This is a genomic window from Thalassovita autumnalis (genome assembly GCF_001458255.1).
Lineage (GTDB): Bacteria > Pseudomonadota > Alphaproteobacteria > Rhodobacterales > Rhodobacteraceae > Thalassobius > Thalassobius autumnalis.
This window is the reverse complement of the sequence record NZ_CYSB01000041.1, coordinates 92,860-111,130: the sequence shown is the minus strand read 5'-3', so window position 1 is coordinate 111,130 and position 18,271 is coordinate 92,860. Positions and strand designations below refer to the sequence as shown.

The window sequence follows — 18,271 nt, the reverse complement described above, 5'->3', positions numbered from 1 at the left end:
ACATGTTTTTTGTAAGTTTTGAAACAACAATCAGACTCAGGCCGTCCGGGCGCGGTTGAGAGTCGCTGCTTCCAGCCGGTCCAACTGAGCAAGGGCTTCGGCCTGGGTTGCACCTGTCTGCAGGGCGGTGGCCCAGATGCGTCGGCAGGAGTGTGGCGACCAGGGCAAGACGGCCTGTTGTAACCAGCTTCGCAGCGCAGGTGGCAGGCTGTCATAATCGCGCATGGGATCGCCACGCCGCTTGCGGCGGCGCAACCCGGTTTGACCCAGGTTGCCGCACTTTCGGGCCCGTTTGCCCACCTGTGCATTGCTGGGCATTACTCAGCCGCCTCCGCCTGACGCCAGGGCGGGAACGGGTCCGGCATTTCGGCGTAGTTTGGCAGGGTTTCCAGGGTGGCCTGCGGGATCAGACAGGATTCGAGCTGGGCGCGCAGTTTGGGCCAGTCGATGCCAGCACCGATAAAGACCAACTCTTGCCGGCGGTCGCCAAATGGTTCGCGCCAGTGGTCCTGCATGTATTTGCGCAGACCTTCGTGGTTCGGCCAGGTGTCCGCAGGGACGGAGGCCCACCAGGTGCCAATCGGGCCAATCGAAGAAAGCGCACCCGCCAATGAAAACTCGGCCACCCATTTGGGACGGCTTGCGAGCCACATATGACCCTTGGCCCGGATCACACCGGGCAGCGGTCCGTTCAGCAGGTCATGAATGCGGCGCGGATCAAATGGCGCATGGGCGCGAAACACGTAGGAGGCCACGCCGTATTCTTCGGTTTCGGGCACGTGGTCTTCAAAGCCGTAAAGCTCCTTCGCCCACATTGGGTGCTCATAGGCGCGGTCAAAGTCAAACAGCCCGGTGTTCAGCAGATCCGCAACCGCGACCTCGGAAAAATCCGTTTCGATGATCTTGGCATCCCCGTTCAGGCTGCGGATGATTTGCCGGGCGGCTTTGGTGCGCTCCGGGCCGGCGGCGCTGACCTTGTTCAGCACAACGACATCTGCAAATTCGATCTGGTCGGTCAACAGATGCACCAGGGTGCGGTCATCGCCTTCGCCCGCGGTTTCACCATGGTCAGCCAGAAAATCGTGACTGGAGTAGTTTTCCAACAGGTTCACCGCATCCACCACGGTGGCCATTGTGTCCAGACGGGCAACATCGGACAGGCTGCGTCCTTCTTCATCGCGAAAGGCAAAAGAGGTCGCGACGGGAATGGGTTCGGAAATCCCGGAGGACTCGATCAACAGGTAGTCAAATCGCCCGGCCTCAGCCAGTTGCCGAACCTCAAGCAACAGATCTTCGCGCAGGGTGCAGCAGATGCAGCCGTTGGACATTTCAACGAGGGTTTCGTCGGTATGGCTCAGCGATCCGCTGTCGCTGCGCACCAGGTCGGCGTCGATATTCACCTCGGACATATCGTTCACGATGACTGCGATGCGATGATTGTCGCGGTTGTTGAGCAATCGGTTCAAAAGGGTTGTTTTGCCGGCACCCAGAAATCCGGAAAGGACGGTGACGGGCAGGCGGGGGTCGGTCGATCTATCGGGCGCTGTATCTGACATGGGGCTCGCTGGATAAAATGTAATAACATAACATATATAGAATCCAGCGGACCCAAATGACAAGCCCCGCCGTTTCTAGGGCGGGGCAGTGCGGATCTTGGTGGGGTTTAGGCCTCTTTGCGCCTTGTGGGATGATCTTTGATGCCGAAAGCTTTGCGTGCGGTGACCAACCTCAGATCGTCTGGATCCATCCCCATCGAAAGAATCGTTTTGCGATCAAACCGTTCCTTCGCCGCTTCGCGCTCGTATTTGGTGCCAAACAGCCGGTCGATCCATTCCATGCCAAAGCTGACGTGGAACGTGGCTTCGTGATCGTTGAAATGATGGCGCAGATGGCTGCGCGTCACCCGTTCGCCAAACCAGCCCTTGGGCACGTTCAGATGCGCCAGCGTGTGGCAATATTCATAGAAGGTGAAGGCACTCACCGACCCAACGGTCAGCGCCACAAAGGGAAACAGCAGCGCCATCTGCCAGCCAACAAAGGGCCAGAGGATCAGGAAATGCACCACCAGCGATTTGCTGGCAAATTTCACCGGATACCAATGCTGATCGCCCGTGAAGAACTCCGGATCATTGGGGAACTCATGATGGCCGATGTGGCTGCGATAAAGCTCATTGAACGGGCTTTGATCGGTTGGCGGTTCCCGGTGCAGCAGAAACCGATGCATGGCATATTCAACAAAGAACTGCATCACCGCGCCGTAAACCAGGGCCAGCAGCAACCATGGGGTCCAAAACACCACCAGCGCCACGATCCCGGCGATCCACAGCGGCGCCAGCCGGTGCAGCGTGCCCATGTTCATCAATACACGTAAGGTCGCGCCCATGATTCAGATCCTCCCGCAACTGTCCTCAACAGATGAGGGTAGCACGCGATTTGGTCCTGTCACTTGGGACTTGGCGTCAACTTTGCGTCCGTGCGCCTTGATCAAAACCGGCCGAGAGCGCCTGCAGTTGCGCAGCATCAGCCTTGTAAAACACCCAGTTCTTGATCTTTTTTGAGGTCACCAAACCGGCCGCTTCCAATGCTTTCATATGGCTGGTGACCGTCGGCTGGCTGAGGCCGGTTTTGTCGGTGATGAACCCCACGCAGACGCCATCCTTCAGCCGGCACCCATCACGTTGCGGCGGGAAATGGGTCAGCGGGTCCAGCAGCCAATCCATGATCTGGGCACGGTGCGGATTGGCCAAAGCCCGCAAAGCGGGCACCATGTCGACAAAACCGTTGTTCATATAGAGAATCCTCTATATTGATATTTTCCGATATAGATTCGCATTTCAGGACCATGCCATGAATGAGTTAGAGTTACTAGAAGAAGCCGATGCACTGGCCCGACGCTATGTTGCTGGTGTCGCGACACAGCCCGTGTTTCCCGATGCGCAAGCGCTGGAAGCGCTTTCGGCTTTTGCCGAACCGCTGCCAGATGAGGGCAACGGCGCGCTGGACACAGTGCAGATGCTCGACAGGCTCGGCTCCCCGGCAACGGTGGTCAGCAACGGGCCGAACTATTTTGGTTTTGTCATCGGGGCCACCCTGCCGGCCGCTGCTGCGGCAGAGCGGATGGTGGGTGCCTGGGATCAATGCGCATCTTCTTATGACAATGCGCCGGTTGCGGATGTTCTGGAAAAACAGGCCGGTGCCTGGCTGCTGGAGATCCTGGATCTGCCCCGTGAAAGCGCCGTTGCCTTTGGCACCTCCGCCACCGCCTGTGGCTTGAGCGTTTTGGCCGCCGCGCGGGCAACGCTGCTGGCGCGGCAGGGCTGGGACTACAGCGAACAGGGGCTGATCGGCGCGCCTGAAATCAAGGTCATGGTGCCTGCAACCGTTCATGTGACCGTGCGCAAGGCGTTGCAGATCCTTGGGTTTGGCTGGGCCAACGTAGTGAAACTGCCCGTCGATGGGGAGGGGCGCGTGATCCCGGATCAGATGCCAGAGATGGACGATCGCACCATCTTGGTCCTGCAGGCCGGTGAGGTGAACACCGGTGAGTTTGATCGCTTTGCCGACATCATTCCACGCGCCAAGGCTGCGGGGGCTTGGGTGCATGTGGATGGGGCGTTTGGCCTCTGGGCACGTGCCTCGGCATTGAAAGGCCTGACCGACGGGGTGGAGGGCGCGGACAGCTGGACGACGGATGGGCATAAGTGGCTCAACACGCCTTATGACGGGGCGATGGCGATTTGCCGGGATCCGCAGGCCCTGGCGCGGGTGATGAATGCAGATGCGGCCTATTCCACGGCCTCAGCGGATTCCCAAAAGAACCTGACGGTGGAGTTTTCGCGCCGAGCGCGCGGCATTCCGATCTGGGCCGCGCTGCGGGCGCTGGGCCGCAAAGGCGTGGCCGCGATGGTGGAAAAACATCACGCGCAGGCCGTGCAGGTTGGGGAGGGGCTGCGTGCCGCCGGATTTGAGGTGCTGAACCGCGTGGTCCTCAACCAGGTTCTGGTCCGCGGCCGCGATGATGCGGCGACGGCCGCGATTTTGCAGCAGGCACAGGGCAGCGGGCAGGTGTGGTTTGGCGGAACTGTTTGGCAGGGCCGTCCGGCGTTCCGGATCAGCTTGTCGTCCTTCCGGACGGAACAGGAAAACGTGGATCGCTTGATTAATCTGCTGCGACAGATCGGGCCGGATGGGGCTGCGCAGCGGTGATCCAATCCACAAAGGCGCGTAGCTTGGCAGGGACATAGCTGCGCGTCGGGTAAAGGATCCAAGCCGCCGTGTCGAACCCACCGGGGGAGGCTTCGTGGTCTGGGAAAAGGTCAATCAACGACCCTGCGGCCAGATCCTCCTCCACCATCCAATCGGCCAGCATCGCGATCCCCAAATCCAACAGCGCCGCCCGACGCAGGGCCAGCGGGTTAGAGATCACGCTGCCCGGACCCAGTGGAACAGTCATGGGGGGCTGGTCTGATTGGCGGATCTGCCAGTTGGTTTCAAACCCCGGATAGGGCATTTGCAGGCAGCTGTGGGTCTGCAGGTCCAGCGGTTGGTTTGGGCGGCCCTGCTGCGTCAGATAGCCGGGGCTGGCGACCAGATGATAGCGGGTCGCCCGCAGCCGGCGCACCACGTAATCGCCGTGGATCGCAGCACCAAAGCGAATAGCCAGATCAATACCTTCGCTGCGCAGATCCACCTGAGTGTCGCTGAGCTGTAGATCCAGTTGGATCTTTGGATAGCGCGGCGCAAAGCCCGATAGCCGTGGCAGCAACCAGCGCTCCGCAAATGCGACCGAGGTTGCCACGCGTAGCCTGCCGGCGGGATCTGTCAGCTGATCGCGGGCCGCTTCACCCGCCTGTGCCAGATCTTCCAGCAATGGGGTGATGCGCTGCAGATAGGTTGCCCCGGCTTCTGTTAGCACCAGACGTCGTGTGGTTCGATCAAACAGGCGCACCTGCAGTGCCTCTTCCAGCCCAGCGATCTGCCGCGAGACGGAGGAGGGCGCAACGTTCACCTGCCGTGCATGGGCTGCAAACGACCCGGCCGCTGCAACAGCGCGGAAGGTTTCAAGCGTATCCAGATCCATCGATGCCCTCATTCGTGCATATCTCGCACGAATGTAGTGCAGTTGCTCTGATTTCCCAAATATGCCGCATCCGCCACGTTCAGCCCTCATCAAAGGAGATTGAACATGAAGGTAACGTTTTTGGGTTTGGGCGCGATGGGGCAACGTATGGCCACGCGCCTGCTGGACGCTGGGCATGATGTGACCGTGTGGAACCGCAACGCCGCCGTGCGCGACGGCTTTGATGCGCGGGCGGCCAAGGCTGCGATGCCGGCCGATGCAGTGGCTGCGGCTGAGGTGGTCTTTGCCATGCTGCGCGATGATGCGGCCGCCACTGATGTGTGGCTTGGGGTAGAGGGGGCACTTGCCGCGCTGCCGACCGGTGCGGTTGCGGTGGAATGCTCAACCCTCAGCCTGCCCCACGTGCAAAAGCTGCACGCTGCCGCTGCGGAGCGGGGTGTGGCCTTTGTTGATGCGCCAGTCGCCGGATCGCGCCCGCAGGCTGAAGCGGGACAACTGATTTTCCTGCAAGGCGGCGCTGCGGAGGTCATCGCGGCGCTGGATCCGCTTTTTGCCGTGATGGGCGGCAAGAGGCTGCACTGCGGTCCTGCGGGGGCAGGCGCTATGGCGAAACTGGTGGTGAACGCGATGTTTGGCACCCAACTGGCGGTTTTGGCAGAACTGATGGCGGCAACCAAGGCACAGGGGTTTGACGCGCAATCGATTTTGAAAGCGCTGGCAGAGACCCCCGTTTGTTCGCCTGTCGCTGCAGGTGCTGGTGGTGCGATGTTGGCCGGGCAATGGGCGCCAGCCTTTCCAATCGATCTGGTGGCGAAGGATTTCACCTATGTTGCGCATTCTGGCCCCATGATGCCGGTTGCGGAACGGGTGGCAGAGGTCTACGCGCAAGCCGTGGCCGAAGGGTTAGGCGCCGACAATATCACCGGCATCATTCAACGTTACGACAGCGCCGCACGGGGCTGAGCAACAAAAAACGCCCGCTCAGAAGAGCGGGCGTTCCTTGGATCGGAAAGATCCGAAAACCTTAGCGACGCAGGCCCAGACGTTTGATCAGGTCAGCGTAACGGGCTTCGTCTTTACCCTTCAGGTAGTCCAGCAGCTTACGGCGCTGAGCAACCATCATCAGAAGACCACGGCGGCCGTGGTTGTCTTTTTTGTGGGTTTTGAAGTGCTCGGTCAGGGTCGCGATGCGCGAGGACAGAATAGCAACCTGTACTTCGGGCGAACCGGTGTCGCCTTCTTTGGTTGCGAATTCTTTCATGACGCGTGCTTTTTCTTCAGCAGTGATCGACATCGGGGTTCTCCTAGTTAGAGGGTTCAGGGCACAAGCCGGGATGTCGTCCAGACAAGGTCCTATGGAGGAATCGCCCCGCAAAGCGGAAGCGATGCGCGCTGATAAGGGAAAATCGCCATAAAGGAAAGGGAAATCGTGCGTGCGGCAGGGCTGACGAAGGCGCAGGTCCGGGTCAGGCGGATTATGCCACGAACTGGGATTGCGGCACCAGCCGGATATCGGCCTGTTCGGTGGCGCTGACGCCGTGCAGCAGTGCGACCTGTTCGCCGTTGATCCAAACGCCCAGATCCTCAGAATCCGTGCCGTCTGGGCGCAGGTCCAAAATCGGTGGAGTGGCATCCTGACTGTCATCAAAAAGCAGCACCAGCGTGTCCTCAGAGGTGTCGAAATCCATCACTTCGGCCCCCGTGGTGTCAGCCATCGTGGTCAGCAGGTCCGCCCCGGTGCCGGTGCTGATCACGTCCTGTGTGCCAAAGTCGATGACATCAGCACCCGATCCACCATTCAGAAAGTCCTGCGTGCCGTCGCTTGCGCCGCTCAGCTGATCTTCACCTGAGCCACCGAACAGCACGTCTGCGCCGGATCCGCCGTCCAGCGTGTCATCCCCCATGCCGCCAAGCAGCGCATCATCCCCTTCGCCGCCGATCAGTACATCCTGCCCGTCACCGCCCTGCAGGCTGTCATCGCCCGCGCCGCCATCGAGGGTATCCGCATCCAGATGGCCCGATAGCGCATCGTCCCCTGCGCCACCTTTCAGCAGGTCGTCCCCATCCTGCCCGTGCAGCTGGTCCGCGTCATCGCCGCCAAGCAGGGTGTCATTGCCCGTATCGCCAAACAGCTCATCCTGGCCGCCGCCGCCGTCCACCAGATCGTCACCGCCATAACCGTTGATTTGGTCATCGCCCGCGAACCCCTCCAGCACCTCATCCTCAGCAGTACCGGCGAGGATATCATCCTCTGCGGTGCCGGTCTGCGTAGGGGTGTCATCCACCAGAATGTCGAAACTTTTGGCTTCGGGGAGTGGGGCGCTGCCATCTGGGGTATCGTCCAGCAGTTGGGTCAGCAGGTTGTCAGACCGGGCATTCCCTTCTGATCTGCCGGCGTCTTCATATGTGTCACCGATGAGGGCGCCCACACGTTGCATCAGGCCAGAGGCCTCGGGGCCAAATCCATCGTCTTCCAGATCATCAGGTTCATCATCAACCGGCGGCACAGCGGTCAACCCAACCAGCGCCATACCGGCCATCATTGCACCCACCATGCCTGCCATGATCCACATCGAACCCTACCTCACCACTAGAACCACCAACCCAGTGTCAGGATGCCGGAGGCGATGCGGTCAGGTCAAAATCAATCGCGGTGCGTGGTTAACGCGGATTTAAGGGTCGGATGTGGTCCCGTTCCCATTGCCAAGCGCGCGTTCAAACTCATCCGACAGGATGACCATCCAGTCGCCGATCAAAGGCAGAAATTCAAACTGCGACAGCCACCAAGCGATCATGGACACGAGGATCGTCGCGCCCATGACCGAGCCGAGGCCAAAGGCCAGCCCGCGCAGGAATTGAAACATCAGCAGCCGCCAGAGGGAGTTTTGCACCGCAACAAAACGGTGATTGTTGAACCGCTCAACCTCCTCGGCCAGACGTGTCAGCGCTGCGGTCTCTGGCAGCGTTTCAGCCGGGGCAGGGGTGGGGTCAGTCATCACAGCTCCTTCAGGTGGGTCAGTCGGGGATCTGCCACAACTCTGGCTGTTGGGTGTAGGCGATGTAAAGCGGATGTTTGGGATGGCCCGCCTTGGTCAGGCCAAGGGCATAAATGTCACGGCCGGTGCCGCGCAGCAGTTTGGCCATATAGGCGCCGTGGTTCAGGTGATCGCCGTGGCTGCCCCAGGCGGCGATGATCTGATCGGCCCAGTCACACCCTTCCAGAATGGTCTGATCATTGGCTGGCCCAATGGGATCTGCGGCGGCCCGCATGGCACGGGGATCGGTGTCCCGCCAGGCAAAGATATTTGTCACCCGAAAGGCGCCAAACCCCAACGCCCGCGCCCGGCGTTCACAGCGTTCCACGGTTGGATCATTCTGCACCTCAGTCGCGGTGGACGGGTTCAGCATCACAAAAAGCGCCTTGCGCCCACCCGAATCCCAGATTCGGGTCAGCTGGTAGCGATACTTCTCGCAGTCGGAGTAGACAGCAGTGGAATGGGCGTCGCCCTTTTGGAATTCGCGTGTGATCATGGCTGTTATTGGCCATATTTCCGACGTTAGTGCAATGCGCTGTACCTTTAGGCGCCACACCTTAGGGCTTTGGTCCTGTTGGCCCCCTGTCAATTGTCGTCAGTTAGATGACTCGGGCTGCTCTTAGGGATGTGCTAAAAACTCTCCATAAGTCGAAAACGACAATTCGTAAGAGGTGTGCAGTGACCTTTCTGATTTTGCTAAGTGCGATGGTGGCCGGTGCGGTAGGTCTGACGGATCTGGATGAGTCCGATCAGGAGGCACAGTCTGACGATGTTGAAACGCCCGAGGTTGAAGGGGACGAGGTTGAGATCATCACTGATCTGGACCTGTATTTGACCGGCGGGCGCGGCGATGATGTTCTGGGTGGGGGCACCGGGGACGACACGCTGTTCGGCGCAGAAGGAGCAGATACGCTGAACGGCGGTCATGGGGACGACCTGCTGTTCAGCGGCTCCGATGTTTTGTTCACTGAAGAGTGGAACCACCAGCCGGGCGAAATCAGCCTGACCGACAATGACGGCGACGTGCTGAACGGTGGTGAAGGCAATGACACCATTTATGTTGGGCCGAACAGCACCGCCACTGGTGGCGAAGGCGATGATCTGTTTGTGGCCTATGCCGACAACTACTTTGGCACCAATGAGGCCGCAGAGATCACCGATTTCACCGCTGGCAAAGACACGCTGGAAATTGACTTCGCGCTGCATCAGGGCGTTTACACCACCGACTTCAGCACCGAAGACGCTGTTGACACCTTCATGATGACCCATGACGCGGAAACCGACACCACCGTGGTTGAGCTGGACGGCGATGAGGTGCTGCACCTCAATGGCGATCAGACCGATCTGACAGTTGCTTTCTATGACGCTGAAACCGACGCCGAAGCGCCTATTTGGCTGGATGTCGAAGGCAATGAGATCAGCGAAGAAGAAGGCGAAGCCGCAGACCTGATCCTGGTGGCCCGCACCCTGGAAGAGATCGCAGGCGCCTGATCCCGCCCCTGTTGCGATCTGCCTGAAATCTACTGGAATTCCGGACTATTTGTCAGCCGCGTTGCGCCGTAAGCTCCGCCTATTGATTTAGGATATTTGGGGGTTCTGGGGGGCATGGGACCACTGTTTATGCTGCTGACGCTCGGTTCCGCCGCGTTTGGCTGGGGTCTGGTGGAGATGCTGGATGATGATGTGGCGGAGGGCACATCAGCCGCGCCAAGTGGTGAAGGCGGCGATGACACTCCCAGCGCCAGAAACACGGATGAGCCACCGGGCGATGCCGGACCTGTCACCGCTGCGCCAACCTTTGATCTGCTGACCCAAGCAATGGCGGTTGAACCGTCGCTGCTGCTGTCTGAAAGCGGTGTGGCGGATACCGTGACCGGCACCGACGGCGAAGATGTGTTGATTGGCACCGCGGGGGAGGCGGACATTCTGCTGGGGGGCGCAGGTGATGATATCCTGCATGTCGACTGGCAAAACACGGCCGAAGGTGGCGAGGGTTCTGATCGCTTCTTTGTGCCTTGGGTGCCGGCTGAGGGCACTGTGATCCGCGACTTTAATCCGGCTGAGGATCAGCTGGTTCTGGAAGACGACTATTACTCAATAGCGCTTTATCAGACGCCAGATGGGGCCGGTCTGCGGTTCGTGGACGAAGAGGACATGAGCGTCATCCTGACGCTGGAGGGCGTGACCCTGGAACCGGGCGAGTCTCTGGAGGTGATCGAACGCTATGACGGCGAAGACACCCTGCGCAGCTACGCCGCGCCCGAGGATGCGGGCCCCGCGATCATTGACGCGATGATCGGCGCCAGCGCTGAGGCTGAGGTGATCGAGGGCGACGCGGGCGCGAACCTGATCATTGCGAATGATGCCTTCGCACCTAGCGGCGGCGCAGATACCTTGATCGGGGGCGAGGGCAACGACCGTTTGTATAGCGGATCGTCCTTGGGGTTTTACGAAAGCCAATGGAATCATGCCCCCGGTTCTGCCTCGCTCTACGGGTCTGACAACGCTCTGTTTGGCGGCGAAGGCAATGACCAAATGTATATCGGTGCGTCCTCAACCGCGACGGGTGGTGCGGGCGAAGATCAGTTTTTCATGCTTTATGACAACCGGTCCAGCGCTGACGGCTACGCTGAGGTGACCGATTTTGACCCGGCCGAAGATCAGTTGGTTATTCAGTTCCGCGATCAAACTGACGGGGAAGCAGATGCTGTCCGCACCGGCCTGACGCTCAGCTATGACAGCGCTGCGGATGTCACCCGCATTGATATTGCAGGGCAGATCATTGCGCAGGTCAATGGCGATCAAACCGATGCCAGCATCGCAGTGCGCAGGGGGTACTATTCCTCGCAATCGCTGGCCTGGCTGGATGTTGCGGGCAACGAGATTGATGCGGCAACAGGGCAGGCTGCGGACATTCAGCTTGTCGGCGGGTCGGAGTATGCTCTGTTTGGCTGGTAACCGGGATCGTGGGGTTTAGCCCCGCACAAAGACCCGGCTGGGGTGCAGTTCACCGGCTTTGAATACGCCGACAGCCACGGCTTCGCCGTTCAGGCTGGCCCAGCATTCATCGCCGTATTCCACATCGTTTGCGAACACGATGCCGGGATTGCCGTTGCGCATCTTGGCGGCGCCCTGTTCGGTGGTTTTCACCTCGGGCAGATCGGCCAGACCTTCTTCCAACGGCAGCAGATGCTCATCCAGCGCCGGGGTGCGCTCCATTTCGATCACCTGATCCAGGGTCAGACCATCCTCGGCCTCAAACGGGCCGGACCAGATGCGGCGCAGGTGCAGCACATGGCCATGGCATCCCAGTGCCGCGCCCAGGTCCCGTGCGATAGAACGCACATAGCCACCCTTGCCGCAGGTCATTTCCAGCTCAACATGATCGGCATCAGGCCGGTCGGTCATCACCAGTTCCTCGACCCAGAGAGGGCGGGCGGCGATCTCAAAATCCTCATCGCCATCACGGGCCAGCTTATAAGCGCGTTCACCGTCGATTTTTACGGCCGAAAACTTGGGCGGCACTTGCATGATGTCGCCGAGAAACCCGCCAAGCGCGTCTTTGATCTGTTCATCCGTCGGGCGCACATCGCTTTCGGCGATCACTTCACCTTCGGCATCGTCAGTGTTGGTCGCCTGACCCAGACGTACCACAAAACGGTAGGCTTTCAGCGCATCGGTGATGAAGGGGACGGTCTTGGTGGCTTCGCCCAGGGCGACGGCCAGCACACCGGTGGCTTCGGGATCAAGGGTGCCTGCATGGCCGGCCTTCTTGGCCTCCAGCGCCCAACGCACTTTGTTCACCACAGCGGTCGAGGTCATGCCTGCCGGTTTGTCGATAACCAGCCAGCCTGAAATGTCACGTCCCTTGCGTTTGCGACCCATTGTGATCCCCGATGTAGCTTGGATTGATGCGAGGCGCGCCAGTTACCGCAGACGCGGAACTCTGTCAAACATGCGCTCAGTTGCGGGCGCTGCCAAGGGGGACGGTGACACCGATCATTGGCCCCACCGGGAAACCAATGTCGCGGCGGCCTTCGGCAGGGATAAACACCCTGGATACTTTGCCATCCAGAAACAGCGCATTCGGCAGCTTCAGGTGATCGCGGAACAGACGGCCGAAATCATGGAAATTGACCCGCGCGTCTGAAATCGCAAAGACCACGCGCCGCCCGTCGGCGGAGGTGCCCACGCCGTTGCGGATATGACGTGAGGTGCCGCCGGGGATAAACCGCGGATGCAGGGCGCCATCGATCACCAGCATCGGGCCGGATTGCGTTGCAAATCGACAATCCGGACGGGCCGCCGCAAAGGCGCGGCTTTCGATCACATCCGCGCGGCCGTCACGCAGACAGAAGACGCCATTGGGCAGCAGGCCAAAATTGCCCTTGCTGGCCCCGGTCAGCAGTGGCGTTTTCTCAACCCCCTCTTCTACGTAGAGGCCAACCGGGCTGCGGTCGCTGTGGTACATGCCGCCATTCATCGCAAAGGACAGCTCACGCCCTTCGCCCTCCAGCAGCTGATTGATCCGCGCGTAGTGACCCAACAGGCCACGGGCATCGCTATGAAACAGCCGCAGATCCTCGGCGGCTGGATCAGCCTCGCAGATTGTATAGGGGGTGTCCAAATAAGACAGGCGCTGACATTCCAGCGCCTGAACAGGGACAGCAAATAGGGAAAGCGCCAGCGTCAACAGGGAAGCAAGCTGGCGCATTTGGGGTTAGCCCTCATCCTCGGGGGTGTCAGGCTCGCCCGAGTCGGGCTTGTCCAGATCGCGGCGCACATCTTCGCGATTGAGCAACGCGCGGGTCTCATCCATCCGGTCAAAGGAGGTGTCGACCTTGAAGCGCAACTCAGGCGCATGTTTCAGGCCGCATTTCTTACCAATGGTGCGGCGCAGTTCCCACTGGTTGCGGGCCAGGATCTTGACCGCTTCGGCCCCGTCCTTGCCGCCCAGGGGGAGCACATAGCAGGTCGCCACGCGCAGGTCCGAGGTGATCTGAACCTCGCCCACGGTGATCGACATGCGGTTGAGATCATCATCGTGGATCTCGCCCCGCATCAACAGGTCGGACATCGTCCGGCGGATCAGTTCGCCGACGCGCAATTGCCGGGTGCTGGGCCCGGCGCCATATGAGTTTCCTTTGGCCATGGGCTGCATCTAAGGCGTCTTGTCCCCTTTGCCAAGCGGGCAATGCTGGTCTATGCAGACGAAAACCATGTTTTCTAGGAGTTTCAGAACCATGACCAACCTGCCGGGAATCGTCATCACGGGTGCATCGGGCCGTATGGGGCAGATGCTGATCAAAACCGTGTTGGAGAGCGATAAGGCCAAGCTGGTCGGCGTTGTGGAACGCGCAGGCCACGATTGGGTGGGCCGTGATGTGGGCGAATGCATGGGCGGGGCCGCCGTAGGCGTGGCCGTGACCGACGATGCGTTGGAGGCGTTTTCCAAAGCGCAGGCGGTGATCGATTTCACCGCGCCGGAGGCAACGGTTGAATTTGCCGCCTTGGCCGCGCAGGCCCGCGCGGTGCATGTCATCGGCACCACCGGCATGGGCGAGGAGCACCTGACCAAGGTGAACGCCGCCGCTCGCCACGCCACGGTGATCCGTGCCGGCAATATGTCATTGGGTGTGAACCTTCTGGTGCAGCTGACCAAAAAGGTTGCTGCGGCCTTGGATGAAGATTTCGACATTGAAGTGATCGAAGCCCATCACAACAAAAAGGTCGATGCCCCTTCCGGCACCGCGCTGATGCTGGGGGAGGCTGCAGCTGAAGGCCGGGGTGTAAACCTAGAAGATGTGCGCGATTCGGGGCGCGACGGCATCACCGGCGCCCGCAAGAAGGGTGATATCGGCTTCACCGCGATCCGTGGTGGCGACATTGTGGGTGAACATGACGTGCTGTTTGCCGCGGCGGGCGAACGTATTATTCTGCGTCATCTGGCGACAGACCGCGCGATCTTTGCCCGTGGTGCGCTGAAGGCGGCGCTTTGGGGGCAGGGCAAGGCCCCGGGTGAATACGATATGATCGACGTTTTGGGCCTCTGACCCCAAGTCTGTTCCAAAGGCAGTGACCCCGCAGCAGCGAGTCGGTACGGATCTTGCAGATCGCCCAGCGACCTGAGATCAACCACGGCTGACCCATGCTGCGCACTGCTATTTTCCTGCTGTCCTTCTCCGCCCTTGCGACCCTTGTGATGCCACCGCTGCAACCCGCGCAGGCTGAGGGGTTCTTTACCATGAAGGACCGCACGGATTTCCTGCAGCAGATGCGGGGCAAATATATCAGCCAGTCTGGCCTCTGGATGCGGTTTGATGATCTGGGGCAGGTCAAAGGCCGGGTCTGGGGCCGGCCGCTGCTGGGCAACTGGCACTGGAAAGACGGCCAGCTTTGTACGCGGATTTTCCACGGCACCATTGATCAGGGTGAGTTCTGCGGCGTGGTGCGCTCCAGCGGTGCAACGCTGTACATTGTGCCGGACAAAGGTCGCGGTGAACGTCAGCGCTATAGCATCAAAGCGGATTAAACCCTGAGGGCAGGCGGCGGTCAGAAATCGACCGCGATGCCTTTCTTTTCCCAATCGCCATAGCGGACGGGTTCCGGCCCGTCGCGGCCACCCAGCTCCTTGGGTAGTGGTGCCTCGGCTTCGGCCTTCTTGCGACGTGCTTCTGCCTCAGCCAGCGCGCGCTGGGCGGCGGGGGGCAGTTTTTTCTCAATCTCGCTCATTCATGTGTCCTTTCTAAGGAACTATAGCGCTGATATACGCCCCTCACGCGCCAAGGCAAAGAGGCCGAAGGATCAACATATGCCCAAACCCGACCAAAACCGCCGCTCCGGTAAGCCTCAGGGCAAATCGCGCAAACCGCAAGGCCGCCCTCAGGGCCGTCCACACGGCAAGCCGCAGCAACGTGCAGGTGACAAACCGCAGGGGGATGCACCTGAGCGGCCAATGGGCAAGCTGACGCCGCGGGGGGCGGCGCTCTACCTGCTGACGCAGATCCTTGGCGAAGGGCGGTTGTTGTCCGAACTGTTGGGGCAGGGTGCGCTGGACCGGCTGGAGCCCGCAGATCGCGCCCGCGCCCAGCGTCTGACGCTGGAGGTGCTGCGCAATCTGGAACGGGCGGATCGCGTGTTGAAGAAACATCTGCGCAAGGCACCGCCTCTCAGGGTGCAGAATATCCTGCGGATTGGTGCCGTGGAGCTATGCACCGGTGGTGATGCGCACGGCGTGGTGAATGAAGCGGTGGCGCTGACCGCAGCGAACAAACGAACTGTGGGCCTGAAAGGTCTGGTCAACGCGGTGCTGCGCAAGGTGGCCGGCGAAGGTGAGGCCGAATGGGCCAAGCTGCGGGTGCCGCGCCTGCCGCGCTGGCTGCGCGATCCTTTGGTGATGGCCTATGACGCTGAGGCGGTGAACGGTATGGAGCGTGCGCATCTAGCAGGCGCTCCGCTGGACCTGACCGCCAAAGGCGATGTTGCGGCCTTGGCTGAGGCAACAGGGGGCACGCTGCTGCCCACAGGATCGGTGCGGTTGGAAAACCCCGGTCAGGTGTCGGCGCTGCCGGGCTACGAGGCGGGCGATTGGTGGGTACAGGATGCTGCCGCCGCCCTGCCGGCAAAGATGCTGAACGTGCAGAAGGGCGAAACCGTTCTGGACATGTGCGCTGCCCCGGGCGGCAAAACCATGCAGATGGCCGCAGCGGGCGCGGATGTGACCGCGCTGGATCTGTCGGAATCGCGCATGGCGCGTGTCTCTGAAAACCTCGGCCGTACGGGTCTGACAGCCAACATTGTCACTGGCGACGCGCTGGAACATCAAGGCCAGTATGATGCCATCCTGCTGGATGCGCCCTGCTCCGCCACCGGCACCATCCGCCGCCACCCTGACCTGCCGCTGGCCAAAGACGGGTCCGAATTTGGTGGGCTGATCGACCTGCAGGTGCAGATGATCGATCACGCTCTGTCCCTGGTGAAACCCGGCGGGCGGCTGGTGTTTTGCACCTGTTCCCTGCTGCCGGATGAGGGTGAATGCCAGATCGAAGAGGCGTTGGAACGCAATCCTGAATGGGAGGTTGACCGCGAATCGCTGGACCTGCCGGGCATCGATCCCAGCTGGATCACTGAGGAAGGCGGCCTGCGCTTGCGCCCTGACTATTGGGGTGACATGGGCGGCATGGATGGCTTCTACATGGCCTGCCTGCGCCGTAAATCCTAAGCTCTGTTAGGGCTGTAGCCCCGCTATGGCCCGTCTTTGCCGATGTGCAGCCACCGTGGAATTCAGCGGTGACAGCTTGCCCCTTTGCGCGCTATCCTTGTGAAAAATTCGCAGGGTAAAGTTGCGGTGAAAATTCGCGGCTTAACCGCGCAAGAGGCAGATATTGAATGTCCAACGGGACAGCATCAGGGGCCGCCAAGCCGCCCCGTGAAGGAATGATGGCGCGCTATACGCGCTGGATGCATCAGATGCATGCGCGCTGGGCCGGTATGGCGCGGCCCGCCACCGGATTCGTCAGCCAACCTGAACCACGCACCATCGGGACCTTTGCAAGGGGCCGGCAATTGCTGGCCGGGAACTACCTTTTTGCCGGTCACCTGATTGAGGCCAAGGGCACCAAAATCTGGGACATTCCAGCGCCGGATCAGATGTGGGAAGAGGACATTCACGGCTTTGTCTGGCTGGATGATCTGGCCGCTGTTGGTGATCCGCGTACCCGTGAATTGGCGTCTGAGTGGCTGTGGGCCTGGATCGATATCTATGGCAAAGGGATCGGCCCCGGGTGGACGCCGGATCTGACCGGACGGCGGATCATTCGCTGGATCCATCACGCGCTGTTTGTCCTGCGCTCGCAGGATGCTGAGGCCTCTGAAGCCTTTTACCGTTCGCTGGCGCATCAGGCGATTTTCCTCAGTCGGCGCTGGCACAAGACCACGCCGGGCCTGCCCCGGTTTGAGGCGCTGACCGGGCTGCTTTATGCCGGGTTGTCATTGCAGGGGATGGATCAGCATGTTGATCCGGCGGTGAAGGCGCTGGCCAAGGAATGCGCCGCGCAGGTGGATGAGCAGGGCGGTATCCCAACCCGCAATCCCGATGAGTTGCTTGAAGTGTTTACCCTGCTGACCTGGGCTGCCGCTGCCCTGCATGAGGCCGGGCATGCGGTGCATGCCGATCATGCCGCTGCCATTGACCGGATTGCGCCAACCCTGCGCACCTTGCGACACGCAGATGGCGGCTTGGCCCGGTTCCACGGCGGTGGTCGCGGGTTGGAGGGACGTCTGGACGCGGCGTTGGCGGCGTCTGGGGTGAAGGATCGCACGCCAGATGGCCTGTCGATGGGGTATGCGCGCCTCAGCGCCGGGCGCACCTCGGTCATTGTGGATGCGGCGCCACCGCCTGCCGGCAAGGCCTCGGGCAACGGTCATGCCTCAACCCTGGCGCTGGAGCTGACATCGGGCCGCCGGCCCGTGGTGGTGAACTGTGGATCAGGTGCGGTGTTTGGCACCGACTGGCGGCGCGCGGGCCGTGCCACCCCCAGCCATTCCACCCTGTCGATCGAAGGCTATTCATCCTCCCGTCTGGCCCCGCGTGTCGGCCGGCAGGAACTGCTGGCGGCCATTCCATCGCGGGTGCCGGTGCAGATGAGCCAAGCGCCCGACGGGATCCGGTTTGAGGGCGGGCATGATGGCTATGGCCGCACCCACGGTCTGACCCATGCCCGCACGCTGGAGCTGACTTTTGACGGGCGCGGCATGGCGGGTGAGGATCTGTTGGTGGCGCTGGAAGGCGCTGACAAGCAGCGTTTCGACAAGAAGATGGATAAGGTCAGCCTGCAGGGCATTCCCTTTCAGGTGCGATTCCATCTGCACCCTGAGGTGGATGCGACCATCGATATGGGCGGCAGCGCCATCTCATTGGCGCTGAAAAGCGGGGAGCTTTGGGTGTTTCGCCATGATGGCAGCCTGAAAATGACGCTGGAACCGTCGGTTTATCTGGAAAAAGGCCGTTTAAAGCCGCGTGCGACCAAACAAATCGTTTTATCCGGGCGCGCAATGGATTATGCGACGCGCATCCGGTGGTCGCTTGCCAAGGCACAGGAAACGCCGATCAGCATACGCGACTTGAACCGGGAAGAGCTGGACCTGACCTGAACAA

Annotated in this window: 21 protein-coding genes; 8 read left to right on the top strand and 13 right to left on the bottom strand. The window is 60.9% G+C overall.

Going from position 1 to position 18,271, the window contains the following annotated elements; all coding sequences use genetic code 11:
- Window positions 1-36: 36 nt before the first annotated feature.
- From TL5118_RS19025 to TL5118_RS19010, 4 genes are all read right to left on the bottom strand, one after another.
- Window positions 37-318 (bottom strand): DUF6525 family protein, encoded by a 282-nt coding sequence (locus TL5118_RS19025; RefSeq protein WP_058242247.1) that lies wholly within the window; start codon window positions 316-318, stop codon window positions 37-39.
- A complete protein-coding gene (locus TL5118_RS19020) occupies window positions 318-1,556 on the bottom strand; it encodes a GTP-binding protein (RefSeq protein WP_058242248.1) in 1,239 nt (412 codons plus the stop codon). The genes TL5118_RS19025 and TL5118_RS19020 overlap by 1 nt, the downstream gene beginning before the upstream one ends.
- A 107-nt stretch (window positions 1,557-1,663) precedes the next feature.
- Window positions 1,664-2,383 carry a sterol desaturase family protein gene (locus TL5118_RS19015; RefSeq protein ID WP_058242249.1) on the bottom strand — a complete coding sequence of 240 codons (720 nt, stop codon included), beginning with the start codon at window positions 2,381-2,383 and terminating at the stop codon, window positions 1,664-1,666.
- A 76-nt stretch (window positions 2,384-2,459) separates the two neighbouring features.
- Complete coding sequence (locus TL5118_RS19010) at window positions 2,460-2,789, bottom strand: ArsR/SmtB family transcription factor (protein ID WP_082626156.1); 330 nt, start codon at window positions 2,787-2,789, stop codon at window positions 2,460-2,462.
- 58 nt (window positions 2,790-2,847) lie between these two features.
- Between TL5118_RS19010 and TL5118_RS19005 the strand changes: the two genes are divergently transcribed.
- The gene (locus TL5118_RS19005) at window positions 2,848-4,206 is read left to right on the top strand and encodes a pyridoxal phosphate-dependent decarboxylase family protein (RefSeq protein WP_058242250.1); all 1,359 of its coding nucleotides are present in this window, start codon (window positions 2,848-2,850) and stop codon (window positions 4,204-4,206) included.
- On the opposite strand, the gene TL5118_RS19000 is transcribed toward TL5118_RS19005, so the two are convergent.
- Window positions 4,160-5,080 (bottom strand): LysR family transcriptional regulator, encoded by a 921-nt coding sequence (locus TL5118_RS19000; RefSeq protein WP_058242251.1) that lies wholly within the window; start codon window positions 5,078-5,080, stop codon window positions 4,160-4,162. The genes TL5118_RS19005 and TL5118_RS19000 overlap by 47 nt on opposite strands.
- Window positions 5,081-5,185: 105 nt before the next feature.
- Here TL5118_RS19000 and TL5118_RS18995 point away from each other — a divergent pair, with 105 nt between their 5' ends.
- A complete protein-coding gene (locus TL5118_RS18995) occupies window positions 5,186-6,043 on the top strand; it encodes an NAD(P)-dependent oxidoreductase (protein WP_058242252.1) in 858 nt (285 codons plus the stop codon).
- A gap of 61 nt (window positions 6,044-6,104) precedes the next feature.
- Here the strand turns inward: TL5118_RS18995 and rpsO are convergent, their stop codons facing one another.
- From rpsO to TL5118_RS18975, 4 genes are all read right to left on the bottom strand, one after another.
- Window positions 6,105-6,374: a 30S ribosomal protein S15 gene (rpsO, locus tag TL5118_RS18990; protein WP_058242253.1), complete on the bottom strand. Its 270-nt coding sequence runs from the start codon at window positions 6,372-6,374 to the stop codon at window positions 6,105-6,107.
- A gap of 181 nt (window positions 6,375-6,555) precedes the next feature.
- Window positions 6,556-7,653, bottom strand: a complete 1,098-nt coding sequence (locus TL5118_RS18985; protein WP_058242254.1) for a calcium-binding protein — start codon at window positions 7,651-7,653, stop codon at window positions 6,556-6,558.
- 99 nt (window positions 7,654-7,752) lie between these two features.
- A complete protein-coding gene (locus TL5118_RS18980) occupies window positions 7,753-8,076 on the bottom strand; it encodes a DUF5665 domain-containing protein (RefSeq protein ID WP_058242255.1) in 324 nt (107 codons plus the stop codon).
- A gap of 19 nt (window positions 8,077-8,095) precedes the next feature.
- Entirely contained in the window at window positions 8,096-8,611 is a 516-nt protein-coding gene (locus TL5118_RS18975) for a DUF1643 domain-containing protein (RefSeq protein WP_058242256.1), read from the bottom strand.
- 182 nt (window positions 8,612-8,793) lie between these two features.
- Here TL5118_RS18975 and TL5118_RS21440 point away from each other — a divergent pair, with 182 nt between their 5' ends.
- The gene (locus TL5118_RS21440) at window positions 8,794-9,606 is read left to right on the top strand and encodes a calcium-binding protein (protein ID WP_058242257.1); all 813 of its coding nucleotides are present in this window, start codon (window positions 8,794-8,796) and stop codon (window positions 9,604-9,606) included.
- 114 nt (window positions 9,607-9,720) lie between these two features.
- Window positions 9,721-11,073, top strand: a complete 1,353-nt coding sequence (locus tag TL5118_RS18965) for a calcium-binding protein (RefSeq protein WP_058242258.1) — start codon at window positions 9,721-9,723, stop codon at window positions 11,071-11,073.
- Between the two features lie 15 nt (window positions 11,074-11,088).
- Here TL5118_RS18965 and truB read toward each other — a convergent pair whose 3' ends face one another.
- From truB to rbfA, 3 genes are all read right to left on the bottom strand, one after another.
- Complete coding sequence (gene truB, locus TL5118_RS18960; protein WP_058242259.1) at window positions 11,089-12,000, bottom strand: tRNA pseudouridine(55) synthase TruB; 912 nt, start codon at window positions 11,998-12,000, stop codon at window positions 11,089-11,091.
- Between the two features lie 76 nt (window positions 12,001-12,076).
- The gene (locus TL5118_RS18955; protein WP_058242260.1) at window positions 12,077-12,829 is read right to left on the bottom strand and encodes a phosphodiester glycosidase family protein; all 753 of its coding nucleotides are present in this window, start codon (window positions 12,827-12,829) and stop codon (window positions 12,077-12,079) included.
- 6 nt (window positions 12,830-12,835) lie between these two features.
- The gene (gene rbfA / locus TL5118_RS18950; RefSeq protein ID WP_058242493.1) at window positions 12,836-13,267 is read right to left on the bottom strand and encodes a 30S ribosome-binding factor RbfA; all 432 of its coding nucleotides are present in this window, start codon (window positions 13,265-13,267) and stop codon (window positions 12,836-12,838) included.
- Between the two features lie 91 nt (window positions 13,268-13,358).
- Between rbfA and dapB the strand changes: the two genes are divergently transcribed.
- Together dapB and TL5118_RS18940 are read left to right on the top strand one after the other, a co-directional pair.
- Window positions 13,359-14,168 (top strand): 4-hydroxy-tetrahydrodipicolinate reductase, encoded by an 810-nt coding sequence (gene dapB / locus TL5118_RS18945; RefSeq protein WP_058242261.1) that lies wholly within the window; start codon window positions 13,359-13,361, stop codon window positions 14,166-14,168.
- Window positions 14,169-14,263: 95 nt separating this feature from the next.
- Window positions 14,264-14,647: a hypothetical protein gene (locus tag TL5118_RS18940; RefSeq protein ID WP_058242262.1), complete on the top strand. Its 384-nt coding sequence runs from the start codon at window positions 14,264-14,266 to the stop codon at window positions 14,645-14,647.
- 20 nt (window positions 14,648-14,667) lie between these two features.
- Here TL5118_RS18940 and TL5118_RS18935 read toward each other — a convergent pair whose 3' ends face one another.
- Window positions 14,668-14,847 carry a DUF1674 domain-containing protein gene (locus TL5118_RS18935; RefSeq protein ID WP_058242263.1) on the bottom strand — a complete coding sequence of 60 codons (180 nt, stop codon included), beginning with the start codon at window positions 14,845-14,847 and terminating at the stop codon, window positions 14,668-14,670.
- A 223-nt stretch (window positions 14,848-15,070) separates the two neighbouring features.
- Between TL5118_RS18935 and TL5118_RS18930 the strand changes: the two genes are divergently transcribed.
- Both TL5118_RS18930 and TL5118_RS18925 read left to right on the top strand, forming a co-directional pair.
- Window positions 15,071-16,336: an RsmB/NOP family class I SAM-dependent RNA methyltransferase gene (locus tag TL5118_RS18930; protein ID WP_058242494.1), complete on the top strand. Its 1,266-nt coding sequence runs from the start codon at window positions 15,071-15,073 to the stop codon at window positions 16,334-16,336.
- Between the two features lie 239 nt (window positions 16,337-16,575).
- Window positions 16,576-18,267, top strand: a complete 1,692-nt coding sequence (locus TL5118_RS18925; RefSeq protein WP_058242495.1) for a heparinase II/III family protein — start codon at window positions 16,576-16,578, stop codon at window positions 18,265-18,267.
- Window positions 18,268-18,271 lie beyond the last annotated feature (4 nt).